The sequence below is a fragment of the Bradyrhizobium sp. CCGB12 genome (assembly GCF_024199845.1).
Classification (GTDB): Bacteria; Pseudomonadota; Alphaproteobacteria; order Rhizobiales; family Xanthobacteraceae; genus Bradyrhizobium.
Genome location: NZ_JANADO010000001.1, coordinates 1,533,531 through 1,556,971 on the forward strand (window position 1 = coordinate 1,533,531; position 23,441 = coordinate 1,556,971).

Genomic DNA, 23,441 nt, shown 5'->3' on the forward strand with positions numbered 1-23,441 from the left:
AATGGGGACTGCATGTTTGGAATGGTGGGCCGCGCGCTGATTTGCGCGGCAGCAGGCATCGGCGTTTTGGCGCTGACGACCTCGCTCGAAATATCAGGCGCCCGCGCTGAAATGCCCTTGACCGCCAAGTGCAACGCGGTCGGAAATTTCAGCGTTGATGACCGCATCGCTGGCTGCACCGCTATTATCGAGTCGGCAACTGGCATCCAGCACGGAGCGGTCATGGCGCGCTTCCGCCGCGCAATGTTCTACCGCCAAAAGGGCGAGATCGACCTTGCCATCGCGGACTACGCCCAAATCATCGAACGCGATCCGGGCAATCTGAACGCCCGTATCGCGAGGGCTTCTTCATTCCTCCAAAAGCAAGAGCCCGAGGCCGCGCTGCCAGATTACGGCAAGGTGATCGAGCTCGATCCGAAGAATACCTATGCATATGTGGGACGCGCTCACGTCTATTCGGCGAGACGCGACTTCGTCCGGGCCATCGCCGACTATGATCAGGCCCTCCTGATCCATCCAGAAAATGTCATAGCATACGTCGAACGAGGCCTCATTTACATCCGCAAGGGGGAGCCGGATCGGGCCATGGCCGACTGTGATCGGGCGGTCGAGATCAGCCCCCAAACCGGCGGTGGCCAGTTGTGTCGTGGACGGGTTTATTTCGCCAAGGGCAACAGAGCGCGTGCTTTGGCCGAACTCGATCAAACAATGCAGATCAGGCCAAAGAACGAAAATTTCTATTACTTTCGGGCCGAATCCTTTTCTCAGCTGGGCGAACTCGACCGCGCTGTCTCCGACTATGACCGGGTCGTCGAGCTGACCCCGCGAAGCCCGTCGGTCTACTTCTGGCGCGCTGTCGCCTATTCGCGAAAGGGTGATTACGACCGCGCCATTGCCGACTGCACCAAGGCAATGCAGTTGGCACATGAGGATCGAATGATCCCCAGCGATCGCAAGGCCCCGACCCAGGGGCAGGATGGTGATCCCGTTTCTGCGTCCGTCGATAGCGAGGCCATTGGACTTGCTTCGAGCGATGGTCCTCCCCTGCGTGTCCGGGGAGAAGCCTACTACGCGAAAGGGGACCTTGACCGCGCCATTGCAGACTATGACGAGGCGATCCGCTTTAATCCCAAGGACAAGTATGCCATCGGACTCCGCGCCAACGCCTACAGGGCGAAGGGGGACTTCGACCGCTCGCTTGCGGACTACGATCAACTCGTGCAGCTCGATCCCAAGGATGCGCGCGTCTACTTTCATCGTGCGAGAGTCTATTGGCAGAGCGCTTCATTCGCCAAATCGTTGGCGGACCTGGATCAGGCGATCCAGCTCAATCCAAAGGATGCCTATCCGGTCGTATGGCGCGAAATTGTTGCAAAGCGCAGTGACCAACCGAGCCGGCTGAGCGAGGCCGCAACGCAGCTGGACGCGACGAAATGGCCCGCGCCGATTGTCAATCTGTTCCTTGGCACGATGACGCCGGAGCAAGTGCTCAGCGCTGCCGAGGACCTCGACCCGGTGAAGAGCAAGGGGCAAGTCTGCGAGGCGAATTTCTATAGTGCAGAGCGCGCGCTGCAGAGCGGCTCCACGGACGAGGCGTTGAAGCGGTTCGAGCTGGCGGCAGCCGCTTGCCCGAAGACCTTTATCGAGAAACCAGCCGCTGATTTTGAGCTCGGCGCGCTGCGAGCAAGCCGCTGATTGAACGGGCGCCGCTTCGCAGCTTCCGTGGATGTAGGGGGCAATTCGACTTGTCCGCCGTAGCTCGAAGGGCGAAGGCGGAATGTCTTGCGGTCGGCGGTCATTCGTTGAGACATTTGCAAAGAGCTGCGGCGCCTTCCATCGAGCCCGCACTTGATGTCGTGCTGCCAATTGAGATGGACCGCTTCTGTCCGGACGAAGTCGGCTATGACGCACTGCCGACGTTGCAGAGAGTGGCGCAGACGTCGGCTTTGAGGCCACTTCCCGACATGAGCTTCGCGTTCGGCGACATTTGATGAATCGCGCTGAAGCATAACCACGAATATTGTGCGGGCGTGTACTAACGTGGTCCGAAGCTAAGCTGCGCTAAGAACAACAACAGTTGCCATATCCTCTCGCGAATGGAAGCGAAGCACTGCCCTCCGACGGCTTCGTCCCTTCCAACAAAGCCCACTTGATCAACTTCGTTGAACGGCGGCTGCCGCCTTGCGGATGACTTCGATCACGAGGTCTGGCTGGGAAAGCATTGGCACGTGGCTACTTGCCACCTCTGTGACCGTCGCGCCCATGCGCTTCGAGACCCAGCGCTGCAAGTCGGGGTGCACGGTATGGTCTCCAGTCGCCAGAATGTACCAGCTTGGCTTCGATCTCCATGCGACCTTATCAGCGCTAAGATTCTGCTGCAGGAACAGATCGGCGACGGGCGCATAATGGGTGGCCCATACGAGTTTCTGATCAGCGTCCGAAAGGTCGCCAGCAAAGAACTCGGTGCCGTTCGGCAGCATCCAGGCACGTCCGTCTGCGACTTCGACGCGCGAGAAGATGTCAGAAGGAAATTTGTTGAGCTGGTCTTGCACGGTTTCGCCTGCATCGGGGGCCACCGCTGCGATATAGACGAGGCCAACCACGCGCTCATCGGTGCCGGCGCCGGTGATGGTCGCTCCGCCATAGGAATGGCCGACGAGGAGAACTGGGCTGCCAACGCGATTGAGCGTACGCTTCACTGTGGCAAGGTCTTCTTCATAGGAATCCAAACCATATTGGACGGCAATGACCTCATGACCATCGGCCTGCAATGCAGGAATGACTTTGCTGAAGCACGAGCCGTCAGCCCAGATACCGTGACAAAACACGATTGTTAGCTTCGATGCAGTGGACATGGGCACTCCTTAACCGTCATGATTGCAGCTCGAATTCTGTCGAAGAACCCACCCAGGTCTTTCGAAATCACCCGAATCGAAGAAGGGAGACGCCTTGAATGGCGTCTCCTTGGCGAGGGAACTGTGATTTATTTCGACTGACCGCCTTCGACAGTCGCAGCAGCCTTGCGAATGACGTCGATGACGAGGTCAGGCTGGGAAAGCATGGTGACATGGCTGCTGTCGGTCTCGACCGTCGTCGCATTCATGCGCTTCGACAGAAAGCGCTGAAGATCGGGATGCACAGTCTGGTCCTTCCGGGCGAGGATGTACCAGCTCGGCTTGGACTTCCAGGCGACTTCATCGAGATTTTGCTGCTCGAGCAGATCGGCGGCGGGCGGGTAGTGGGTCGCCCACACCAGTTTCTGCTCCTGTTCGGAAAGATCTCCGGCAAAGTACTTGACGCCTTCGGGCTTGATCCAAATGCGTCCCCCCGCAACCTCGATCTGGGAAAATATTTCCGTCGGATAATTGTTGAGCTCGCTCTGTACGGTCTCATGAACATCCGGAACGACTGCGGCGATATAAACCAGACCAGCGACGCGCTCGTCGGTACCCGCTCCCGTAATGGTAGCGCCTCCGTAGGAGTGACCGACGAGGATTGCGGGGCTATTGACCCGCCCCAGCGTGCGCTTCACGGTCGCTACATCATCCGCATAATTATTGAGCCCGTATTGGACGGCGATCACTTCGTGCCCATCGGCTTGCAGAGTGGGGATCACCTTGCTGAAGCACGAACCGTCGGCCCAGAGACCATGGCAGAAAACGATGGCAAGCTTGGTATTGGTAGACATTGCTCTTGTCCATTTTTGGTTGAAGCGGCACGAACGTAGATGCCGCTTTTGCCAAGGACCAAGACCTTGTAGGCTCCGAGCTATGCTTTGAAGATATACGAGGGTGAATGGAACTTCGTCATTTGCGCTATTTTATCGCGGTCGCAGAGGAAGGCAGCTTTTTGACCGCTGCTCAGCGGCGACTGAATACCTCGCAGCCGTCGCTGAGCCGACAAATCCGCGATCTGGAATTCGAAGTCGGCGTTCAGTTATTGGATCGCCAGGCGCGCGGCGTGACGCTGACCGCCGCCGGAAGAGTATTTCTTGATCACGCACGGCTGGCACTGTTGCAGGTTGAGGCGGCAACGGAGGGGGCCCGGCAGACGGCGCAACCGCAAAGGCCCGCCCTTTCGATGGGATTTCTCGTCGGGTTGGAGGTCATGTGGCTCCCTCAGCTTCTGCGCATCCTCCGCGAGGAATCACCCGATGTTGAAGTCACGCTCAGCACGCAGTCTTCACCGGAACTTGCGCTCGCACTGATGCGGGGAAAGTTGGATATAGCTTTCCTTCGTCCCGAGAAGGACAACGAGGGCGTCGTCTTCAAGATGTTGGCGAAGGAGCCCCTGATCGCCGTGCTGCCGGCCGAACATCATCTGGCATCTCGCAAGAAGATTCGTCCCCAAGATCTCGCCCGCGAGATCTATGTCAGCTCGGCAAGAACTTCTCCGGTCTTGCAAGAGGTCATACAGAACTACGCATCTCGGGTCGGTATCACTCTCAAGGCAAAGTACGAAGGCGAAAACATATCATCGGCCATGTCACTCGTGGCTTCCACGGGCGGAATTAGCCTCGTTCCGCTCTATGCGCAGAACATGCTGGCACCCAACGTCGTCGCTAGAGCGCTCGAGGGCGGCACTCCAACGGTCGATCTGGCACTGGGATACAATCGCGCAAACCCGTCACCCTTGCTCGGTCGGCTTTTGTCTCGCGCGGATGAATTGGTCGCAAGTGTTCAGAACCAAAGCATTATACGTTATGTTGAAGCTCAATAGCTGGCGGTGTCAGACGTCCGCTTTGGGTCTTGGCTGTGTGAAAACGCGAAGACGCTCAATCGCGATAGAAGAAGTCATTCGTCCAAGACCGTTTTAGTCGCTCAACGCGCAAGCGGATTCAACCTAGAGATCGAACTGAAAAATATCATTCTTCGAGTTTCGATTTTTCGGCATGACTCTACGTCCGCTTTGTCCCGATAGCGACCAAGTTGGTGGCGGTAACGCCATATGTCGCGATGGGCCAAATCCAGACACAAGCTCGGCTTGGCCCCATCCGACTAATTCAGTGTGAATAGACCAAGCGCGGCGCGAACATCGCGCAAAGTGGCATCAGTTATCTCCCGCGCTCGCGCAGTGCCACGCTTAACGACTTGCAGCACATAGTCGGGATCCCGCGCGAGGGCGCGGCGACGGTCTCGGATTGGCGCGAGAAGTGCCTGCAGCACGTCATCCAGACGTTTCTTGACAATGCTGTCGCCCAAACCGCCGCGGACATAGCGTGCCTTCAAATCCTCAACCGTGATGTGATCTTCGTCGAACGCATCCAAGTACGTAAAGACCACGTTGCCTTCGACGCAACCCGGATCGGACGCCTTTAGATGGTTTGGATCAGTGAACATACGCCGGACAGCCTCACGTATTTCATCGGCCGTTGCTGATAGCTGAATAGTATTGCCCTGCGACTTGCTCATTTTGGCTTTGCCGTCGATGCCGGGAAGACGTCCGACGCGAGGAATAAGCGCGTGGGCTTCTGGCAGCACGTCAACACCAGCTTGGCGATTGATGCGGCGAACAACCTCATTGGTTTGCTCAATCAATGGAGCTTGATCTTCTCCAACCGGGACAATCGTCGCTTTGAAGCCGGTTATGTCTGCGGCCTGGGCGACGGGATAGCAGAGAAAGCCTGCAGGAATATCTCTGCCGAAGCCTCGCGCCTGAATTTCGTCCTTGATGGTTGGGTTGCGCTCAAGCCGCGCCACCGTGACAAAGTTCATGTACAGCAGGGTCAAATCGGCCAATGCCGGAAGATGCGATTGAAGACAGATCGTGCTCTGGTTCGGATCGATGCCGACAGCGAGGTAGTCCGTCGCAATCTCAATGACATTGTCACGCACCCGACCGGGATTGTGCGCGTTGTCGGTGAGTGCCTGGGTATCCGCCAACAGCAGGTACTGCCGGTGGGTTGTCTGTAGGGCGACGCGGTTCTTCAACGAACCGACGTAGTGCCCTAAGTGCAACGGTCCGGTTGTTCTGTCGCCGGTCAGGATAACAGGGAGGGTGGCTGACGAATCTTGCATCGCGGTTCTCCAGATAGGAGCCGCCGTTCAATCGGACTGTTGGTGCAGGCAACCTCGCAAGCCGATAAAACGGCGGCGACGGTTGGGTGAATGACAACGCCGTGCCGCTCCTAAGTGGAGCGCCACCACAAGTTCGCGAACGGGATCACGACGACAGTCATGCGGCCGATATTGACGAAACTTCAGAGGAAAGCAAGCCGGCTGAGTGAACGAGCAAAGGTCCGGTTATGGGCCCAACTGCCGACACCGACCATCCCGTTTTGGGGACGATCGCCACGGCTCTGTTGCAATGTGCACGCCGTCAACGAGCCAAGAGGGGAACGCGGAGAACCTTGAAGCCCTTGATTTCAGGGAATGCCTCTGCCGCGTCGGGGGAAACTAGCTTTACAATTGCGGCTTGTGCGTCTCCGCTGATAAGTCGATCTAGCGAGGCGCCGTCGCCAACCGAAAGCTGAGCGTCCGTAGCACCGCCGGCCTCCAATGCGGAGCGGATATCCTGTTCAACCGCGGACTGCGCCTTGTCGAGGGCAACATTTTGGCCCTTGAGCGCGGCGACCGATTTTACATCCGGTCGGGCGAGCAGCAGCGCGACCAAAGGTATCGAGACATTGGCATCGCCAGCCTTGGTCTCATCCGCGCGATCATCGCCCGGCGTCTTCGGCGGTTCGGCGTTCGTGATTTGCTCGGCGATCGCCAACGCCGCCACGATCAACTCCTGAGCAGACCTCTCTTTGGGAGGATTGCTGACCTCCAAGGTAGGCGGAGCATTTCCGGTTTCGCCAACAGGCGGAGACATTGGAGTTGTGACGAGCCACGCCGGAGGGCTTCTCGGCCTTGGAGGAGGCAGCGGTTTCGGAGTCGCGGCGAGCGAGGACCGAAAATCACCGGCACTCTTCCGAGACGACGCATCGACCGAGGTCGGCTCAACGCGCTTCGAAATGCGTTTGCGGGGAGCTTCCATCGACGCCTTGAAGGATACGTTCGCGGCCCCCTTGGCAGAAGCCTGGCTCGCCTTAAGCGTCCGCTGGCTCCACGCCATATAGGACTGGCATGGACGGTTGCACGGCAGCCCATCGATGTAAGTGGTGCCGGGAGGATCCAGTGGGCGAGCGAATGACCCTCCAACAAAGCCAACACTTAAAAAGGCGGCAATTGCCCATCGTTTCATTGAAATTACTCCTGTTACACAATTGTTTGCCGTCCTTGCCGGTGCGCTTTTCAGTTGGCTCATTTTGAGCGAACTGCTCACGCGCGCAGCGGATGATATGTCGTCTTCGATCGTTGCCGAGCGCGAAATAAAATCAGTGGCCGATGTACGGACCGAGATGAATTAACAGAGACGTTGACTTCCAATTCCGACCAAATAACGGCCTGACGCCAACAATCGCCAATCGGCGTCTCCACATATCGGTGCCCACCGCCGCGCGGGAACGCGGTCGAGTTCACGCGAAGGAACCTGATGCAATCTACCGACTGCTACCTGTAATCCCAACGTCGGCATGGGGTCAAAAGATACTCTTGGCAGCTCGCCCGACCAAGGCCGGCTTATCTCCCGGAAGCGGACATCCTGTCGTACCAAGCGAAGGTCAGCAGCGGCCACTTCCGGGCTCATGTGCACAACAAGAAAAAGAAAGCTATTCGATCACCCGATCCGCGCGAACGAGCAAGGAGGGTGGCACGGTGAGCCCGAGCGCTTTGGCAGTCTTCATATTGATGATGAGTTCGAATTTGGTCGGCTGTTGTACCGGCAGGTCGGAAGGTTCGGCGCCTTTGAGGATCTTATCGACGTAGCCAACGGCACGGCGGAAGAGATCGGCTATATCGGGCCCGTAGACCGATAATCCGCCGTTGGCATAATGCTGAAACAGATAGTTTGCCGGCAGATGGTAGCGGGCCGCGAGCGCGATCACTCGCTGAGCCTCGACGTAAGTGAGAGGATCGCCAACATCAACTATGCCATCGGCGTGCTGGGCGGCGGCCGCGGCAAAGGCAACGTCGAGTTCCTCAGTGGTGGCCGCCTCAACTGCCGGCAGGGCTACGCCCAGCTTCCGAGCTGTGCGCGGTGCGTAGTCGGCTAGTATCGGCTTCCATGGGTTGTGCGGATTAACCAGCAGCGCAATTTTCGATGCGTTTGGAATTAGTTCCCGGAGGACTTCGATCCGTTTCCCGAGGAAATCGTCCGGTACGGCGGTCGTAAGTCCCGTTATGTTGCCACCCGGTCGCGACAGGCTTTGCACGAGGCCGATCCCCTCGGGATCGCCTACGGCCACGAATACAATCGGAATGGTGCCAGTTGCCGATTTCAGGGCGACGGCCGCTTGCGGTCCGGCGGCGATGATCACTTCGGGACCGAGAGCGATCACCTCGGCGACGGATGCTGCCAATCGATCCTGGGGGTAGGTAAAGCGGGACTCGATCATCAGGCTTCTTCCGGCCATCCAGCCGTAGCTTCGCAGCCCATCAACGAACGCTCGCTCGGCTTGATTGAGGGCCTGGCCGCTCCCATCACCAATAGCAAGAAATCCGAGCCGATGGTGCTTCCCCTGCGCCCATGAATGTCTTGGCGAAAGGAGCAGCGCCGCAGTACCAGCTATGAACTCCCGCCGCTTCATTCGATCCTCATCGAAGCTTGAGGACGATGGGAGTAGAATATCACGATCCAAAGCATCGCGCGACATGCGATGCTGCGTTCGCAAAGGCCGCGTATTGAGGACGGCTATGGTCACATGCGAGCGTCGCGGCCATGTTCGTCCTTGGTCCCTTCGCACCCCACAAGCCAACGTCAGGACGCGGAAACAGAGGGGGTGCTCTGCCCGCAAGCCGACATTGGTCAGATGGAGGATGGTTCGCCCGAGACAGAAGGTGTCTAATCGTCCCGTTGCACCAACTCGAAGGTGATACCCTCGGGACCCTCGAACAGCCGCAGCTTTCGCCCGATGTAGTCCATCTCGTCGCTCAACATGACGACGCCGTTGGCGACGAGGTGCGCGGTGGTTGCCTCGATGCCGTCGACGCGGAACGCAAGGTGATTGAATCCCAGCTTTCGCAGATTCGTCGGGTGCGCCCCGGGATCGGTCCCCGAGAGCGGGTCGAACTCAAGCAGCTGGATCTCGAAACGTGGATTCGATCCTTCGAGCACGAGGGTTATGTGCCGCGCTTTCATGCGCGGCATACCCATGTACTGGGCGGGAATGCCGCCGTCGATCGCTGCGACATGATCCTTTCTGAAACCAAGGAGCGCGAAGAACTCAATCGCCGCGCCGGCGTCGGCCACTGCGATCGTAACGTGATCAGGATTGAGTATCATCTCATCACCCCTATCATCAAAGCAGCGCGCTCGATCGCGCCGGCCTGCGCTCATTCAATCACCTCGTCGGCGCGTAACAGGAATGACTCCGGTACTTTCAGACCGAGTGCCCTGGCCGTCCTCAGATTGATGACGAGGTCGAACTTGGTCGGCTGTTGGACCGGCAAGTCGGCGGGCTTCGCTCCGCGCAAAATCCTGTCGACAAAGGTAGCGGCAAGCCGCCATATGTGGGTTTCGTTCACGCCGTAGGACATCAGCCCACCCGCATCGACGAACTCTCGGTATTCAAACATCGTTGGAATTCGCGCGGTCAGCGCCTGGGTGGCAATGGCGAAGGTGAGTGGGACGCCAACGGCATAGAGTGCTTCCGCACGGTCCCCGAGGTCCTCGAAGGCCGAAGCAACGTCCGCCGCGCGCCGGATTTCCAGTATGGTCGCCTCGAGGCCGAGCGCGGAGGCCGCCGCCTGCACCTCATCCATCCTGCTTTGGAAACCGGGGCTATTGGCATTGACCATAACGGACAAGCGGCGGAAGCCTGGGACAACCTCGCGCAACAGATCGAGGCGCTTGCCGGCAAGACTGATCGGATTGAGTGCCAGGCCGGTCGCATTGCCATCCGGTCTGGCCAAACTTGCGACGAGGTCGCTGCCAACAGGGTCGCCAGAAATGGAGACAATCGGGATGAGCGATGTCACACGCTTTACCGCGAGGGTCGGAGATCCCCCCACCGTGACGATGACGTCCACCTTGAGCCGGACGAACTCGATCGCAATTTCGGTGGAGCGTTCGGTATGTCCCTCCGCAGAGCGATACTCGATCGCAACGGTCCGCCCCGCGATCCAACCGAGGTCGCGCAACTGATTCTCGAAATCCGGGGCCGACCAAGCCGGGCCTAAGAATCCGATGATGGGTAGCTTTCTCGTCTGCTCCGCCCGCGCCGTGCTCGGGCCCATAGCCGCCGCGACGCTGACGAGCGTGATGAACTCGCGCCGCCTCATTGTGTTACTCGTGTGAAGCGCCCGATTGAGGGGTAAAGCCTAGCATCTTGCAGCCGCGAGCCGAGCGAGAAAAGGGCTAGCCACCCCTGCGACGCAATGTCCGCTTCGGGACCAGAGGCCACCATCGCGCACCATGCAGAGATTGGTCCGTTAGGGGCCCCACAAGCAGACATGCCTGAATTGCGACGCGCAGGTCGGTTGAAAAGACCAACTTGCACGTGTCGAAGAGCGTTATTCAGCTCTTTGGGAGTTATTGACTCATGCTTTCCTGTCTAAGCTCGCTTTTAATATGTCCAGCCCAACCTTACTCAGGCGCATGCGGATGGTTGCGGGTACAGCCGTCGTGACGGCTGTCTGTGGCTCGTCCTCTATCAATTCGTTCGCGAGCAGTTTCCAGAGTATGCGCGGCGAGACGCCATTGCGCTCGCACTTCCAGGCGCTACCGTTCGGCCCATAAGTGCGAAACACTTTCTGGTCATTGGTCGCGATCATCGCACGACGAACCGCAGGCGTGAGGTTGAATCTCTTGTGCTCTGACTGACTCATCAGACAAACAAGAAGGGAGATGTCAGTTGGCTTGTGTTGATTTAAATCAAAACGACCGCTTCGGGTTACTAGCGGCGGCGTGAAGCTGCACTGGCCGACGTCCGGCCTAACGAGATGCGCCCTTCTCACCCGCGTCCGAGCTGCACCTCGCGTTCCACTGAAATCCAAGTCGTCCTTGCCACGGCCAGCAACCTGCCGGCTTCATTATGTAAAGCGGCATCGGCCGTGTGCTTGCGGCCGTCGCGGCCGGTGGGCCAGGCCGTGATGATGCAGGGGTCGCCGGGGCGCGGGCGGGCCTCGATGCGGGCCGACATCCGGCCCAGCAACAGCGGCGTCTTGTCGAAGCTCTTGCTCTCTGGATTGCAATTGCAGGCAAAGCCGGTGGGACAATCGAGCGCGGACCACAGGAATTCGGGGGCGACCAGGCCATCCTCGGCGGCGAGGTTCGAATCCGGCGTCCAACTCGCCGCGAGAGCGGGAGTCTGTGCATGACGGCTGAGCGGCCCGGCGAAGATGCGCAGGCCGTCGCCTTGCGCCCGTGCGGGGCCGCACACGAAACAGTGCGGCAGCGGATGCTCGTGCGGCTCGAACAGCGCCAGCAATTCGGCCGCGCGTGCTTCCGGCAAGCTGGCATTCTCCACCCGCGCAAGCTCGACGCTGGCCGCGCGCCCCGTCGCCACGACCTTGGTGCCATCGCGAAGCTCCCAGGTGCCGTTGTCCGTTGCGGCCGCATCGAGCGGCGTGTCCAGGGGAGGCGGCGCGCGCAACGTCACCTCGGCGCCGCCGGGAATGTGCTGGGCGAGGCGGCCGCAGACATAGCCGCCGTTGCCGGAGTTCGGAGGACCGCGAAAGCGGTTGTCGATGATGATCTGTGTCATCGGTTTCTCTCTTCGTCGTTGCTGCACCTTACGTGATCTTGAGGACAATTCTGCCCTGAACCGTCCGGTTGGCCACGGCGCGCATGGCTATGGTGACCTCCTCCATGGGTAGGACGCGATCGATGTGCGGGCGGATGCTTCCTGCGGCCAGCAGTTGCATCAGCATATCATTCATGCACGCGGCTTCGATGGGGAATTTCTCTGCCCAGGCGCCGGAAAAGACGCCGATGATGGAATAGTTCTTCAACAGCGGTAGATTCATCGGGAGCGATGGAATCTCGCCGCTTGTGAAGCCGATCGGCATCAAGCGTCCGCCCCACTTCATCACCCGGGCCATCTGCTCGAAAATCGGTCCGCCGACATTGTCGAAGCCGACATCGATGCCGTCTCCGCAGGTGATCGATTTGATCTGTATGCGCAGATCATCGCTGCGATAATTGATGACATCGCTGGCCCCGTAATCGCGCACCAGGATGGCCTTGTCATCAGAGCCGATGCCGGCGACGACGCGAAGACCCAGATGGCGGCCGAGATCGACAGCGGCAAGTCCGACTCCGCCGGCGGCGCCCGTGACAAGCACGGTTTCGCCCCGTTGTGCCCGTGCCCTCTCGACCAGCGCGTACCAGGCCGTGCCATAATTGTGCAGGACCGTCGCGGCTGTTTCGAACGCGATGCCGTCCGGCACCCGTACGCTCTTCGATTCCTTGGCGATCATCTGTTCGGCGTAGCCGCCCGTCCAGGCGTTGCACGCCGCGCGATCGCCCGGCCGGAATGTCGTGACTTTGTCGCCAACTGCGACGACGATTCCGGCCGCTTCTGTGCCGGGCACGAAGGGCGTCGGTGGCCGCATCTGGTAGAGCCCCGAGACCAGCAGTTGGTCCATGAAGCTCACGGACGCTGCGTGGACGTCGATGAGAATCTCGTCGGCGGCTGGCCTCGGCTCATCGATCTCGCCGACGCGGAGATCACCCGGCCCGGTGAATGAACTGCATAGAACTGCTTTCATCGTGACTCTCCAACAATACCCGGCGACTGACGATCGTCCGCTCGGCGGCGACCGAAAATGCGCGGCACCAGCATGGGAACGCGCTGGCGATACTCCTGATAGGTCGCCCCGAATTCGGCGATCAGGTCGCGCTCCTCGAACTGCAATGCGATCAGGATGTAGACCGTGTTGGCGATCGCGAACAGCAGATGACCTGCAGTCATCTCGGGCGTCGCCCAGAAGGCCAGCAGAAATCCCAGCATGAGCGGATGCCGCACGATCTTGTAGAGCAGCGGCGTCCTGAAGGATTGACCAGGCATTTCGACGCCGCGCAGCGCGACAAAAGCCTGGCGCAGACCGAACAGGTCGAAATGGTCGATCATGCAGGTCGAGGCAAACGCGATCACCCAGCCGAGGCAATGGATGCCGGTCAGCAACCAGGCTGTAATTCCGCTGGCCTGCCAGATCGGTGTCGGGATCGGACGCCACTGCCAGAACAGCAGCAGCAGGATCAGGCTGGAGAGCAGCACATAGGTGCTGCGCTGGCAGGCCGCGGGAAGCAGTTTTGTCCACCACCGTTTGAAGGATGGCCGCGCCATGACGCTGTGCTGGATGGCGAACAGGCCGAGCAGCAGCAGGTTGACGACGATGGCCTCGCCGAAATTCGAGGAGCTGCCGACGTCGATCGACTTGTCGATCGATTTGGGCACGACATAATTGCCGACGAAACCGAGCGCGTAGAGGAATGACACGGTGAATATGGCATAGCTCACGAGGGCGTAGAGCAGGATTGCGAGGCGCGCGATCATGGTTTTTCCTGTTGTGCTTGATGCAACGGTGCCGCATGCAGGAGTCTGAGCCGCTCGCTGGCGGGTGGGCTCGATCTGGCCCGACCGTTACCGCTGGACCGTCCCCTGCGCGTCCCCCGGGGACGCCGGCCGGGGAAAGAGGGTTTCCATGACGGCTTTCTCGCTGGGGACGTTCGGGTTCCCCGAGGTCCATGCTGACGACCGCCCGATCAAGCTGGCCTTACGCAAGGGGCTTGCGCTGCTGACCTATCTCGCGGAAGCCAGGAGCGCCGTTGCGCGGGACGTGATTGCCACCCTGCTGTGGCCCGAGACGTCTTCCGAAACGGCCCGGGCGCGATTGCGGCGCCTGCTTCATCGCATCGAGCTTGCGCTTGGCCAGGAGGTTTTCGAGACCGACCGTGCCAGCGTGCGATGGTCTCCGACTGTCGGGCTGAGGATCGATACCCATCTGTTCGAGAGTGCCTGCGATCGCGGCGCGTTCGTCGAAGCCTGTCAGATCTATCGGGCCGACTTCCTGGCGGGCTTCGCTCTGGACGATTGTCCGGAATTCGAAGATTGGGTTTTCTTTCGCCGCGAGGCGCTGCGAGGACGGCTGATGCACGCGCTGGAGCGTCTCGTGCAGGACAAGAATGCCGACGGCGACCATTTTGCGGCGACTGCGTTTGCAGGACGTCTGGTCGAGCTCGATCCGCTCAGCGAAGTCTACGGCCGGCATCTGATCCGCAGCCTGCTGCTATCAGGCGATCGAAGCGCGGCAGAACGGCACCATGCGGCGCTGACGCAGCGGCTGCGGGACGAGCTTGGCGTCACGCCGGAAGCCGAGACCGAGGCGCTGATGAGTCCGGCTGCAACGCCGGGCGCCGTCCCGATGACACGCTACGTGAAGGGCGCCGGCGTGCACCTGGCGTATCAGACCTACGGGCACGGGCCACTCGATATCCTGGTCATGCCTGGCTTCGTGTCGCATGTGGAGCGCGCCTGGGAGCATCCCGCGAGCCGCGCGTTTCTGGCGTCATTGATGCAGCTTGGGCGCCTGATCGTTTTCGATCGTCGCGGCATCGGGCTGTCCGACCGGGTCGGATCGGCGCCCGGCATCGATGTCACCGCGGAGGATATCGGCACCGTGCTGCGGGCGACGAACTCACGTCGCGTCGTGCTGTTTGGCGCGTCCGAATGCGGGCCGGCCTGCGTCAAATTTGCGGTCGATGATAGCAGCCGCGTGGCTGGCCTCATCCTGTTCGGCGCATTGGCCAAGGGCTGCTGGTCACAGGACTATCCGCACTAGCCAGTATGACGCCTGGAGCAAGCATCTCATCGCGCAATGGGGCGGTCCTGTCGGGATCGAAGTCTTCGGGCCGAGCCTTGCGGATGATCCCCAGGCCCGCGCATGGTGGGCCGGGCTGTTGCGCGCGGCGTCCAGTCCCGGCGGCATCTCGGCCGTGTTAGAGGCGTTTCGCGACGCCGACGTGCGGCATCTTCTGCCTCAGATTGCAGTACCGACGCTGGTGCTGCACCGTCGTGACGACAAGGCCGTGCGTATCGCGGCCGGCCGCGATATCGCGAGCCGGATCACTGGCGCGCAATTCGTCGAACTCGACGGCCATGATCATTGGTTCTTTGCAGGCGATCAGCAGCCCGTGATCGAGGCGATCAGGCGATTCATGGAGACTTTGCCGTCACGGGGCGAGGGGGCCGATATGAAGCGCTAGCCTCATTCATTGGCACGTTTCGTGCCTCCCAAAGCGGCAGGCCCGACACGTGCCTCACCAAGGGAGACCTGACATGAAACGCGAAGACCTCACCGAAAAGCTGCTCGACATCAAGCGCGAGAAGGGCTGGAGCTGGAAACATATCTGCGAGACGATCGGCGGCTATTCCGAGGTGCTGATCGTTGGCGCGATCCTCGGCCAGATGAAGCTGACGAAGCCGCAGGCTGCCAATGCCGGCGAGCTGTTCGGCCTGTCGAAGGCGGAAGTTGCGATGCTCAACGAAGTACCGATGCGCGGCACGGGCACACCGATGCCGCCGACCGATCCCTTGATCTACCGCTTCTACGAGATGGTGATGGTGAACGGCCCGGCCTGGAAGGCGCTGATCGAAGAGGAGTTCGGCGACGGCATCATGTCGGCGATCGACTTCGACATGGGTATCGACCGCGTCGCCAATCCGAAGGGCGATCGCGTTAAGATCACCATGAGCGGCAAGTTCTTGCCGTACAAATATTACGGCGCCAGCGGCAACGTGCCGGAGTACGGCTTCAGGGAGGAGTGATCGCGGCGAAGGCGGCGCGCAACTCAGCGACCGGAGCCATGTCCCGAACATAGGTGAAGGATCCCAGGTCCTTCATCTCGCGCGCGCAGTTCAGGAACGCGGCGAGCGCGTAGCGCGACATGGCCCCGCCGACGCTGATGCGCTTGACGCCGGCGGCGGACAATTGCCCGACCGTCAGCGTCGGGTCGGCAAAGCCCATCACGTGATTGAACGGCTTGCCGAGCGAGGCGACGACGGTCCGGATCGTGGCGAGATCGTACAGGCCGGGCGCATACAGCACATCGGCGCCCGCGGCCTCGAACGCCTGCAAGCGGCGAATCGTGTCGTCGATGTCCTGGCGGCCGTGCAGGAAGTTCTCGGCTCGCGCGGTGAGCGTGAACGGAATGGGCAGCGCGCGCGCCGTTTCGACGGCGGCCTGGACCCGCTCGACGGCATGGGAAAAGTCGTAGATCGGGCGATCGCGGTCGCCGCTGAAATCCTCAATCGAGCCCCCGACGGCGCCGGCCTCGGCGGCACGCCGAATTGCCTGGGCGGCACGCTTCGGTTCGTCGGCGCCGCAATTCTCGAGGTCGATGCTAACAGGCAGGTCGGTGGCTTCGACGATCGCGCGCGCGTTGGCGAGGATGACATCGAGACTGACGCCGCCGCTGCCGAGCATGTTGGCCACCCCGAGGCTCGTGGTCGCCAGGGCCTCGAAGCCCATCGCCGCGAGCAGCTTCGCCGTACCGGCATCCCATGGATTGGGAATGATGAAGGCTCCGGGCCGCTCGTGCAGCGCGCGAAATGCCGTCGCCTTGTCCAATTGGCTCGTCATGGCTCGTCTCCGTGTTGTTCGTTCTGGCAGGCTTTAGGACCATTTTCGTCATCCGCCAAATTTGTTATTCTTTGAAAGAACATCAGTTTTTTGCATGAGGTCGAGATGGACAGCGACGCCCTCAACACCTTTCTGACCATTCATCGCAGGGGCGGGATCTCGAATGCCGCGAAATTCCTGCACCGTTCGCAGCCGGCGATTTCGCGCCGGATCGCCCTGCTGGAGCAGGAGCTCGGCGTGCCCTTGTTCGAGCGCGTGGCCGGCCGCACCCGGCTCAGCGATGCCGGACGCGTGCTGATCCCCTATGCCGAGCGCGCGGTTGCCGCGGCGCAGGACGCCGAACAGGCGATACGCGCGTTGACCAAGCAGAATTCGGGGCCGGTCTCGCTGGCCGTGACCGGCACGCTTGCCGATGGTCGCCTGTCGAGCATCATGAAGCGGTTTGGCAGGGAAAATCCCGCCGTCACGCTGGCGTTGCGGACGGCGACCAGCGCGGAGGTCAGCGATCTCATCCGGCGCGGCGAGGCCACGATCGGCCTGCGCTACAACACCGATCGCGCCGGCGATCTCGCTTGCGAGCTGGTGCTGAGCGAGGCGTTGCAGGTCGTTTGTGCGCCGGACCATCCTCTGGCCGGAAAGCGCGTGAAGCGTCTCGCAGAGCTTCGCGGCGAACGCTGGATCGCATTCCCGGAGACGCGCGGGCGTCGCGAGATCGCCGCGGCTCATGTGTTCGCGCTGTTTCTCACGCAGGGTCTCGGCGAAGTGGAGTGGACGGCCGTGGACAGCCTCACCGCGCAGAAGCGGCTCGTGGAATCGGGCTTTGGCCTTGCACTCCTGGCGCGAAGCCACGTGGCCGAGGAGCTGCGTGCGGCCTCGATCATGACGATCACCGTGGGCGATCTTGCCGCGGACCAGGACACCGTCCTCGTCACGCGTCGCGGCGGCTTTCTCAGCGCTGCCGCCGAGCGCCTGCTCGAGACCATCCGCCGCAACTATGCCGGACTGGACGTCTCGGCCAAGCGGGCCAGAAAGAGAGCGCCGGCGCGCAAGGGTATTGCGCGCCGGCGCCTTGGTTGAATCAATTATTTCCCGGCCTTCACCTCGGCGGCGGCCACGGCGATGAGCTCGCTCATCTTGGCGCGAATCGCCTGTTCGGTGATGGCGACGTTCTTGGCGGCGAAATCGGCCGTCAGCTTGCGCAGGACGTCGGCATCGCCGGCTTCCTCAAAATCGGCCGCGACCACCTCCTTGGCATAGGCCATGGCGGCCTCGCCCGTGATTCCGAGCTTCTCCGCCGCCCACAGGCCGAGTAGCCGGTTGCGACGGGCTTCTGCCTTGAATTTCTGCTCCTCGTCGAGGGCGAACTTCTTCTCGAAACCTTCCTGGCGCTTGTCGAACTCGCTCATGCCGTGTTCCAAATCCCTTTTGATGCGGGCACCTTACGTTGCGGCGTCCCGGGCTCGTGCCTACATAGATAGCAGGAAAGGGCAAAACAACGGGCCGTTAAGCCGCAGGCAAGACGGTATAAGTTGGCGCCGGACGGCCGGATCGATTGTGCTTGGACGGCCAATCGGATAGGTTGCCTGGAGGCTTGGTTCCCGTTCTGTTTCCGCGGGTTCCCAGCCGTTCACGGCAGCTCCGCTGTGGGTTCGTAATCCTAGTCAACCGGAGCACACCAATTTCATGGATTTCAACAAAACACGGTACATCCCCATGAGCCGTCGGCGTCGCATTTATGAAGGCAAGGCAAAGGTTCTCTATGAAGGCCCGGAACCCGGCACTCTGATCCAGCACTTCAAGGACGACGCCACCGCGTTCAACGCGAAAAAGCATCAGGTGATCGAGGGCAAGGGTGTCCTCAACAACCGGATCTCGGAGTACCTGTTTCAGCACCTCAACGACATCGGGGTGCCGACCCATTTCATCCGCCGCCTCAACATGCGCGAACAGTTGATTCGCGAGGTCGAGATCGTGCCGCTGGAAGTGGTGGTGCGGAACGTTGCCGCCGGCTCGCTGTCGCAGCGCCTCGGCATCGAGGAGGGCACGCAGCTGCCCCGTTCGATCATCGAATTCTACTACAAGAACGACCAGCTCAACGACCCCATGGTGTCGGAAGAGCACATCACCGCCTTCGGCTGGGCGACGCCGCAGGAGATCGACGACATCATGGCGCTCGCCATCCGCGTCAACGACTTCCTCACCGGCCTCTTCCTCGGCATCGGCATCCGCCTCGTCGACTTCAAGATGGAGTGCGGGCGCCTGTTCGAGAACGAGATGATGCGGATCATCGTCGCCGACGAGATCTCGCCGGATAGCTGCCGCCTGTGGGACATCAAGTCGAACGAGAAGCTCGACAAGGATCGTTTCCGCCGCGACCTCGGTGGCCTGCTCGAGGCCTACACGGAAGTCGCAAAGCGCCTCGGCATCCTCATGGAGAACGAGCGTCCGCAGGGCACGGGCCCGGTGCTGGTGAAGAGCTAAGAGGGAACTACCGACGTGAAGGCACGTGTCACCGTTACCCTGAAGACGGGCATCCTCGATCCCCAAGGCAAGGCCATCGAAGGCGCGCTGAAGTCGCTCGGCGTCGATGGCGTCGCCAGCGTGCGCCAGGGCAAGGTGTTCGACATCGAGCTCGCCGGCGCCGACAAGACCAAGGCCGAAGCCGCGCTGAAGGAAGCCGCCGACAAGCTGCTGGCGAACACCGTGATCGAGAATTATGCGATCGAGATGAAGGCATAACAGGTGCGCAAATGCCCGACGTGACGGCAGAGCTCATGTTCGAGGTGTTAAAATCGATCCAGGCGCGGCTGGCGCAGGTCGATGGCAAGATCGATGAAATGAAGCAGGAAATGTCGGCGTTGCGCATTTCCCAGAACGCGGCCCGTCAGGAGATCACCAGCGTCTTTCAGGAGATTTCCGGAATTCACGCCACGCTGGTGAGGCATGAAGGGCGGCTCGATCGTATCGAGCAGCGGCTTGAACTCAGCGAGGCAACGGTCCGCTGAGATCTTGCTCACAGCCACCCGGCGCGGCGAAAACGCCAATACAGCGCGCCGCATGCGGTCAGCATCACGCCGAGCAGCATGTAATAGCCGTACTCCCATTCCAGCTCCGGCATGTGCTTGAAGTTCATGCCGTAGATGCCGGCGAGCGCGGTCGGGATGGCGATGATCGCGAGCCAGGAGGCGAGCTTCTTGGACACCGCCGTCTCCTGGGCCTGGCCGACCAAAAGGCTCGCCTCGAAGGCGAAGGCCAGCACCTCGCGCATGGAATCGATGCGCTCCTGGATGTTGCGGACATGGTCGGTGACGTCGCGGAAGAGGGGCTGCATCGTCGCGCGCACCATCGACAGCTCATCGTGCTCGAGACGGCGGCAGACCTCCACCAGCGGCCCGATCGCGTTGCGAAGCTTTAACAGGTCACGGCGCAGCATGTAGAGCCGCTCGATCTGCGCCTTGCTGATCGCGTGCGCGAGCACGTCGTCCTCGATCTCCTCGATCTCTTCGTGAATGCTCTCCAGCACCGGCGAGTAATTGTCGACGATGAAATCGAGAATGGCGTAGAGGATGTAGTCCTCACCGCGCGCGAGCGCCCGCGGGCAGCTTTCGCAGCGTTCGCGCACCGGTGTGTAGGACGTCGAGGCGCCGTGACGCACCGAGACCAGATAGCCGTCGCCGACGAAAATGTGCGTTTCGCCGAAGGCGATCCGGCCCTCGATCAATTGCGCGGTGCGCGCGACGATGAACAGGGCCTCGCCATATTGCTCGATCTTGGGCCGCTGATGGGCGTGGTTGGCGTCCTCGATCGCGAGTTCGTGCAGGTCGAACTGCTTCTGCACCGCGCCGAGCAGCGCCATGTCGGGCTCGTGCAGGCCGATCCAGACCACGTGGCCGGGCTTGGCCCGCCAGCTCGAGGCCTCGCTGATCGCGATATTGGCAATGCGCCGGCCGTCGACATAAGCGCCGGCAGCGACGACGCCCTCGGCGGACACCGGTTCGGAGGGGGAGGTGGGCAGCGACGGGACGTTCATGGCTTCAATCCCGGGCAAATCGAGCGGTCAGACTGCGCGCGACTCTCGCCTGTGTACAAGGGTCTCTGCCGAGGCTAGCACTGGTAAAATCCCCGTCAAATGGTTATGTCTCTTCACGAATTGGCCCGTCGGCCAACCCGATTCCCAGCCCCGTCGGAACCTTAAGCCATGAAAGCCGCCATCCTCGTCTTTCCCGGAATCAACCGCGAGCGCGACATGGCGCGTGCCCTAAGACTGATCTCCGGCAGCGAGCCCGCGATGGTCTGGCATGCCGAGACCTCGCTGCCGGCGGGCACGGATCTCGTGGTGGTGCCCGGCGGTTTCTCCTACGGCGATTACCTGCGCTGCGGCGCGATCGCGGCGCGAGCCCCGGTGATGGATGCGGTGCGCGACTATGCGGCCAAAGGCGGCCTCGTGCTCGGCGTCTGCAACGGCTTTCAGATCCTCTGCGAGTCCGGCCTGTTGCCGGGCGTCCTGATGCGCAACGCGCGACTGAAATTCATCTGCCACGACGTGCATCTGCGCGTCGAGCGTTCCGACACGCCGTTCACCCGCGGCTACAATGCGGGCCAGGTGATCCGCGTGCCCGTCGCCCATGGCGAGGGCAATTACGAGGCGGACGAGGAGACGATCAAGCGGCTCGAAGGTGAGGGGCGGGTGCTCTATCGCTACTGCTCCGCCGACGGCGTCGTCGACGAGGCGCACAACATCAACGGCGCGGCGCATTCCATCGCCGGCATCGTCAACGACAAGGGCAACGTGCTCGGCATGATGCCGCATCCCGAAAACCACGTCGAAGACATCATGGGCTGTACCGACGGCCGCGGCCTGTTCGCCGGCCTCGTCCAGCATCTGGAAAAAGCCGCGTGATCTCGTTCGTGCTGAAGCGATCGCTCGCCGCGCTCGCGGCGGTGTCGCTTGCAACTGCTGCGTTCGCACAGGAATATCCAAAACGTCCGATCACCATGATCGTGCCGTTTGCGGCCGGCGGCACCTCGGACGTGATCGCGCGCACGGTCGCCGAGCAGATGGGTATCGCGCTCGGCCAGACCATCGTGATCGAGAACGTCGCCGGTGCCGGAGGATCGACCGCGCTGGCGCGCGCCTCCCGCGCCGAGCCCGACGGCTATACGCTCGCGATCGGTAATGCCGGCACCAATGCCGCGACCTACACGATCTATCCAAAGCTGCCGTTCACGCCGGAGTCCTTTGTTCCGATCGCCATGGTGGCAAAGACGTTCGGGATCATCGCGCTGCGCAAGGATTTTCCGGCAAAGGACCTGAAGGAGTTCATCGCCTACGCCAAGGCGAACCCGGGCAAGATCAATCTCGGCCATGCCGGCGTCGGCTCGTCGAACTACTTGATCTGCAAGAGTTTCGTTACGGCCGCCGGGATCGACGCGACGCTGGTCGGCTATCGCGGCGCTGCGCCCGCGCTGACCGATGCGGTCGGCAGCCAGATCGACGGCGTCTGCGATGCGGCCGCCTCCGTCTCGCAATCGATCAACGAAAAGCTGGTGAAGGGGCTGGTGGTCGGCTCAACCGTGCGCCTCGCCACGCTGCCCGATCTGCCGACATCGGCCGAAGCGGGCCTGCCCGAATTCGAGGCGCAGGGCTGGAACGGGCTGTTCGCACCCAAGGGCACGCCGCCGGCCGTCATCGCCAAGCTGAATGCGGCGGCGCGTACGGCTGTGGAAACCGATGCGGTGAAGAAGCGCTTTGCCGACCTTTCGACCGTTGCGCCTGATCCCGATGAGCACACACCCGAGGTGCTGCAAAAGCTCGTGACGCGTGACGTTGAGAAATATCGGAAAATGCTGGCGGACGACGCCAAGCAATAGCGGCCTTGGCTGCGATCTCATGAACCTGCATCGCGTTTGCGATGACTGACTCCTCGTCGCCATCAAGGCGTGCGCGTCCGAGATCGCCGATTTCCGCAGGAAGAAGCAACTCAAAGTTGTTTCATTGCGCCAGTTGCGATATCAGGATGCCCGCGCTGTCGTTGTGCTCCTGGATGTCACATGCCCGTCGCTTTGGTCGTTCTGCTGCTCGATATCACGCTGATCTATCACGCCTCGCGAACCGGCCGGTTGCGGCCCTGGGCCTTCATCATCCTGATGGTGCCGCTGATGGGCGCGCTCGCCTATATCGCGGTCGAGCTCATTCCCGAATGGTTTTCCAGCCCCGGCGCGCGTCAGGCGCGCCAGCGTGTCGCCAACCGGCTCGATCCGGAAAAGCGCTATCGCGAGCTATCCGACCAATTGGCCGGCACCGACACCATCGCCAATCGCGCGGCGCTGGCGGAAGAGTGTGCAAATATCGGCCGGTTCAGCGAAGCGGAAGCGCACTATGACCACATCCTGAAGCTGCCCATGGGCCACGATCCCGCCTATGCGCTCCGCAAGGCGCAGGTCGAGTTTTCCGCCAAGCGCCCCGCCGACGCGCTCGCGACGCTGGACGATCTCCAGAAGCAATGGCCGGACTTCGATTCCGCCGACGCGCATCTCTTATATGCCCGCGCGCTGGCGGAGGTCGGACGGCTCGACGAAGCGCTCGAGGAATATCATGCGCTTGCCGGCTACTTCCCCGGCGCCGAAGCGCGGGTGCGCTACGGCATGCTGTTGCAAATGGTCGGCCGCACCGCCGAAGCGCGCATGGTCTTCAACGAGCTCCTGATCCAGATGCGCCGCGCGCCAAAATATCTGCGCAAGGCGCAGGCCGAGTGGCTGTCGATCGCCGAGAAGCAGCTGTCGGCCTGAAGTGGCGTGCCAGGTAGAACGGCTATC

The 23,441-nt window shown here is 61.3% G+C and carries 25 protein-coding genes and 1 pseudogene; 12 read left to right on the forward strand and 14 right to left on the reverse strand.

Annotated elements, in window-relative coordinates; all coding sequences use genetic code 11:
- Positions 1 to 12: 12 nt before the first annotated feature.
- Entirely contained in the window at positions 13 to 1,695 is a 1,683-nt protein-coding gene (locus tag NLM27_RS07110) for a tetratricopeptide repeat protein (protein WP_254142674.1), read from the forward strand.
- A 458-nt stretch (positions 1,696 to 2,153) separates the two neighbouring features.
- Here NLM27_RS07110 and NLM27_RS07115 read toward each other — a convergent pair whose 3' ends face one another.
- Entirely contained in the window at positions 2,154 to 2,855 is a 702-nt protein-coding gene (locus NLM27_RS07115) for an alpha/beta fold hydrolase (RefSeq protein ID WP_254142675.1), read from the reverse strand.
- 128 nt (positions 2,856 to 2,983) lie between these two features.
- Complete coding sequence (locus NLM27_RS07120) at positions 2,984 to 3,688, reverse strand: alpha/beta fold hydrolase (RefSeq protein WP_254142676.1); 705 nt, start codon at positions 3,686 to 3,688, stop codon at positions 2,984 to 2,986.
- Between the two features lie 107 nt (positions 3,689 to 3,795).
- Here NLM27_RS07120 and NLM27_RS07125 point away from each other — a divergent pair, with 107 nt between their 5' ends.
- Entirely contained in the window at positions 3,796 to 4,719 is a 924-nt protein-coding gene (locus tag NLM27_RS07125) for a LysR substrate-binding domain-containing protein (RefSeq protein ID WP_254142677.1), read from the forward strand.
- Between the two features lie 278 nt (positions 4,720 to 4,997).
- On the opposite strand, the gene trpS is transcribed toward NLM27_RS07125, so the two are convergent.
- Complete coding sequence (gene trpS / locus NLM27_RS07130) at positions 4,998 to 6,017, reverse strand: tryptophan--tRNA ligase (protein WP_254142678.1); 1,020 nt, start codon at positions 6,015 to 6,017, stop codon at positions 4,998 to 5,000.
- Positions 6,018 to 6,318: 301 nt separating this feature from the next.
- Positions 6,319 to 6,723, reverse strand: coding sequence for a hypothetical protein (locus NLM27_RS07135; RefSeq protein WP_254142679.1), 405 nt, complete (start codon positions 6,721 to 6,723; stop codon positions 6,319 to 6,321).
- Between the two features lie 379 nt (positions 6,724 to 7,102).
- Between NLM27_RS07135 and NLM27_RS07140 the strand changes: the two genes are divergently transcribed.
- Positions 7,103 to 7,351: a hypothetical protein gene (locus NLM27_RS07140; RefSeq protein WP_254142680.1), complete on the forward strand. Its 249-nt coding sequence runs from the start codon at positions 7,103 to 7,105 to the stop codon at positions 7,349 to 7,351.
- A 300-nt stretch (positions 7,352 to 7,651) separates the two neighbouring features.
- On the opposite strand, the gene NLM27_RS07145 is transcribed toward NLM27_RS07140, so the two are convergent.
- From NLM27_RS07145 to mddA, 7 genes are all read right to left on the reverse strand, one after another.
- Positions 7,652 to 8,695 carry an ABC transporter substrate-binding protein gene (locus NLM27_RS07145; RefSeq protein WP_254142681.1) on the reverse strand — a complete coding sequence of 348 codons (1,044 nt, stop codon included), beginning with the start codon at positions 8,693 to 8,695 and terminating at the stop codon, positions 7,652 to 7,654.
- A 188-nt stretch (positions 8,696 to 8,883) separates the two neighbouring features.
- Complete coding sequence (locus NLM27_RS07150) at positions 8,884 to 9,378, reverse strand: VOC family protein (protein ID WP_254142682.1); 495 nt, start codon at positions 9,376 to 9,378, stop codon at positions 8,884 to 8,886.
- The gene (locus tag NLM27_RS07155) at positions 9,375 to 10,322 is read right to left on the reverse strand and encodes an ABC transporter substrate-binding protein (protein ID WP_254142683.1); all 948 of its coding nucleotides are present in this window, start codon (positions 10,320 to 10,322) and stop codon (positions 9,375 to 9,377) included. The genes NLM27_RS07150 and NLM27_RS07155 overlap by 4 nt, the downstream gene beginning before the upstream one ends.
- Before the next feature lie 258 nt (positions 10,323 to 10,580).
- On the reverse strand, positions 10,581 to 10,868 hold the full coding sequence (locus NLM27_RS07160; RefSeq protein WP_254142684.1) for a hypothetical protein: 288 nt from the start codon (positions 10,866 to 10,868) through the stop codon (positions 10,581 to 10,583).
- Positions 10,869 to 10,993: 125 nt separating this feature from the next.
- A complete protein-coding gene (locus NLM27_RS07165) occupies positions 10,994 to 11,746 on the reverse strand; it encodes a PaaI family thioesterase (protein ID WP_254142685.1) in 753 nt (250 codons plus the stop codon).
- 28 nt (positions 11,747 to 11,774) lie between these two features.
- Complete coding sequence (locus NLM27_RS07170; protein ID WP_254142686.1) at positions 11,775 to 12,752, reverse strand: NADPH:quinone oxidoreductase family protein; 978 nt, start codon at positions 12,750 to 12,752, stop codon at positions 11,775 to 11,777.
- The gene (mddA, locus tag NLM27_RS07175; protein ID WP_254142687.1) at positions 12,749 to 13,540 is read right to left on the reverse strand and encodes a methanethiol S-methyltransferase; all 792 of its coding nucleotides are present in this window, start codon (positions 13,538 to 13,540) and stop codon (positions 12,749 to 12,751) included. The genes NLM27_RS07170 and mddA overlap by 4 nt, the downstream gene beginning before the upstream one ends.
- 148 nt (positions 13,541 to 13,688) lie before the next feature.
- On the opposite strand from mddA, the pseudogene NLM27_RS07180 reads away from it, so the two are divergent.
- Positions 13,689 to 15,249, forward strand: a pseudogene (locus NLM27_RS07180) (alpha/beta fold hydrolase).
- Positions 15,250 to 15,322: 73 nt separating this feature from the next.
- Positions 15,323 to 15,811, forward strand: coding sequence for a cyanase (gene cynS, locus NLM27_RS07185; RefSeq protein ID WP_254142688.1), 489 nt, complete (start codon positions 15,323 to 15,325; stop codon positions 15,809 to 15,811).
- Here the strand turns inward: cynS and NLM27_RS07190 are convergent.
- Entirely contained in the window at positions 15,798 to 16,625 is an 828-nt protein-coding gene (locus NLM27_RS07190) for an oxaloacetate decarboxylase (RefSeq protein ID WP_254142689.1), read from the reverse strand. The two genes, cynS and NLM27_RS07190, sit on opposite strands and share 14 nt — an antisense overlap.
- A gap of 105 nt (positions 16,626 to 16,730) precedes the next feature.
- Here NLM27_RS07190 and NLM27_RS07195 point away from each other — a divergent pair, with 105 nt between their 5' ends.
- Positions 16,731 to 17,702 carry a LysR family transcriptional regulator gene (locus NLM27_RS07195; protein ID WP_254142690.1) on the forward strand — a complete coding sequence of 324 codons (972 nt, stop codon included), beginning with the start codon at positions 16,731 to 16,733 and terminating at the stop codon, positions 17,700 to 17,702.
- Positions 17,703 to 17,707: 5 nt separating this feature from the next.
- Here the strand turns inward: NLM27_RS07195 and NLM27_RS07200 are convergent, their stop codons facing one another.
- The gene (locus NLM27_RS07200; RefSeq protein ID WP_254142691.1) at positions 17,708 to 18,031 is read right to left on the reverse strand and encodes a DUF1476 domain-containing protein; all 324 of its coding nucleotides are present in this window, start codon (positions 18,029 to 18,031) and stop codon (positions 17,708 to 17,710) included.
- A gap of 307 nt (positions 18,032 to 18,338) precedes the next feature.
- Between NLM27_RS07200 and purC the strand changes: the two genes are divergently transcribed.
- The 3 genes from purC to NLM27_RS07215 are packed head-to-tail and all read left to right on the forward strand — an operon-like array spanning position 18,339 to position 19,630.
- Complete coding sequence (gene purC / locus NLM27_RS07205; RefSeq protein ID WP_172782948.1) at positions 18,339 to 19,106, forward strand: phosphoribosylaminoimidazolesuccinocarboxamide synthase; 768 nt, start codon at positions 18,339 to 18,341, stop codon at positions 19,104 to 19,106.
- A gap of 15 nt (positions 19,107 to 19,121) precedes the next feature.
- Complete coding sequence (purS, locus tag NLM27_RS07210) at positions 19,122 to 19,364, forward strand: phosphoribosylformylglycinamidine synthase subunit PurS (protein WP_091965499.1); 243 nt, start codon at positions 19,122 to 19,124, stop codon at positions 19,362 to 19,364.
- Between the two features lie 11 nt (positions 19,365 to 19,375).
- Positions 19,376 to 19,630 carry a hypothetical protein gene (locus NLM27_RS07215; RefSeq protein ID WP_254142692.1) on the forward strand — a complete coding sequence of 85 codons (255 nt, stop codon included), beginning with the start codon at positions 19,376 to 19,378 and terminating at the stop codon, positions 19,628 to 19,630.
- A gap of 8 nt (positions 19,631 to 19,638) precedes the next feature.
- On the opposite strand, the gene NLM27_RS07220 is transcribed toward NLM27_RS07215, so the two are convergent.
- A complete protein-coding gene (locus tag NLM27_RS07220) occupies positions 19,639 to 20,655 on the reverse strand; it encodes a magnesium and cobalt transport protein CorA (protein WP_254142693.1) in 1,017 nt (338 codons plus the stop codon).
- A gap of 168 nt (positions 20,656 to 20,823) precedes the next feature.
- Between NLM27_RS07220 and purQ the strand changes: the two genes are divergently transcribed.
- The 3 genes from purQ (at position 20,824) to NLM27_RS07235 (ending at position 23,414) form a co-directional block, all read left to right on the forward strand.
- A complete protein-coding gene (purQ, locus tag NLM27_RS07225; RefSeq protein ID WP_254142694.1) occupies positions 20,824 to 21,525 on the forward strand; it encodes a phosphoribosylformylglycinamidine synthase subunit PurQ in 702 nt (233 codons plus the stop codon).
- Entirely contained in the window at positions 21,522 to 22,496 is a 975-nt protein-coding gene (locus NLM27_RS07230; protein ID WP_254142695.1) for a tripartite tricarboxylate transporter substrate binding protein BugD, read from the forward strand. Before purQ ends, NLM27_RS07230 begins: the two co-directional genes overlap by 4 nt.
- A 180-nt stretch (positions 22,497 to 22,676) precedes the next feature.
- Positions 22,677 to 23,414, forward strand: a complete 738-nt coding sequence (locus NLM27_RS07235; protein ID WP_254142696.1) for a tetratricopeptide repeat protein — start codon at positions 22,677 to 22,679, stop codon at positions 23,412 to 23,414.
- Positions 23,415 to 23,441: the final 27 nt, after the last annotated feature.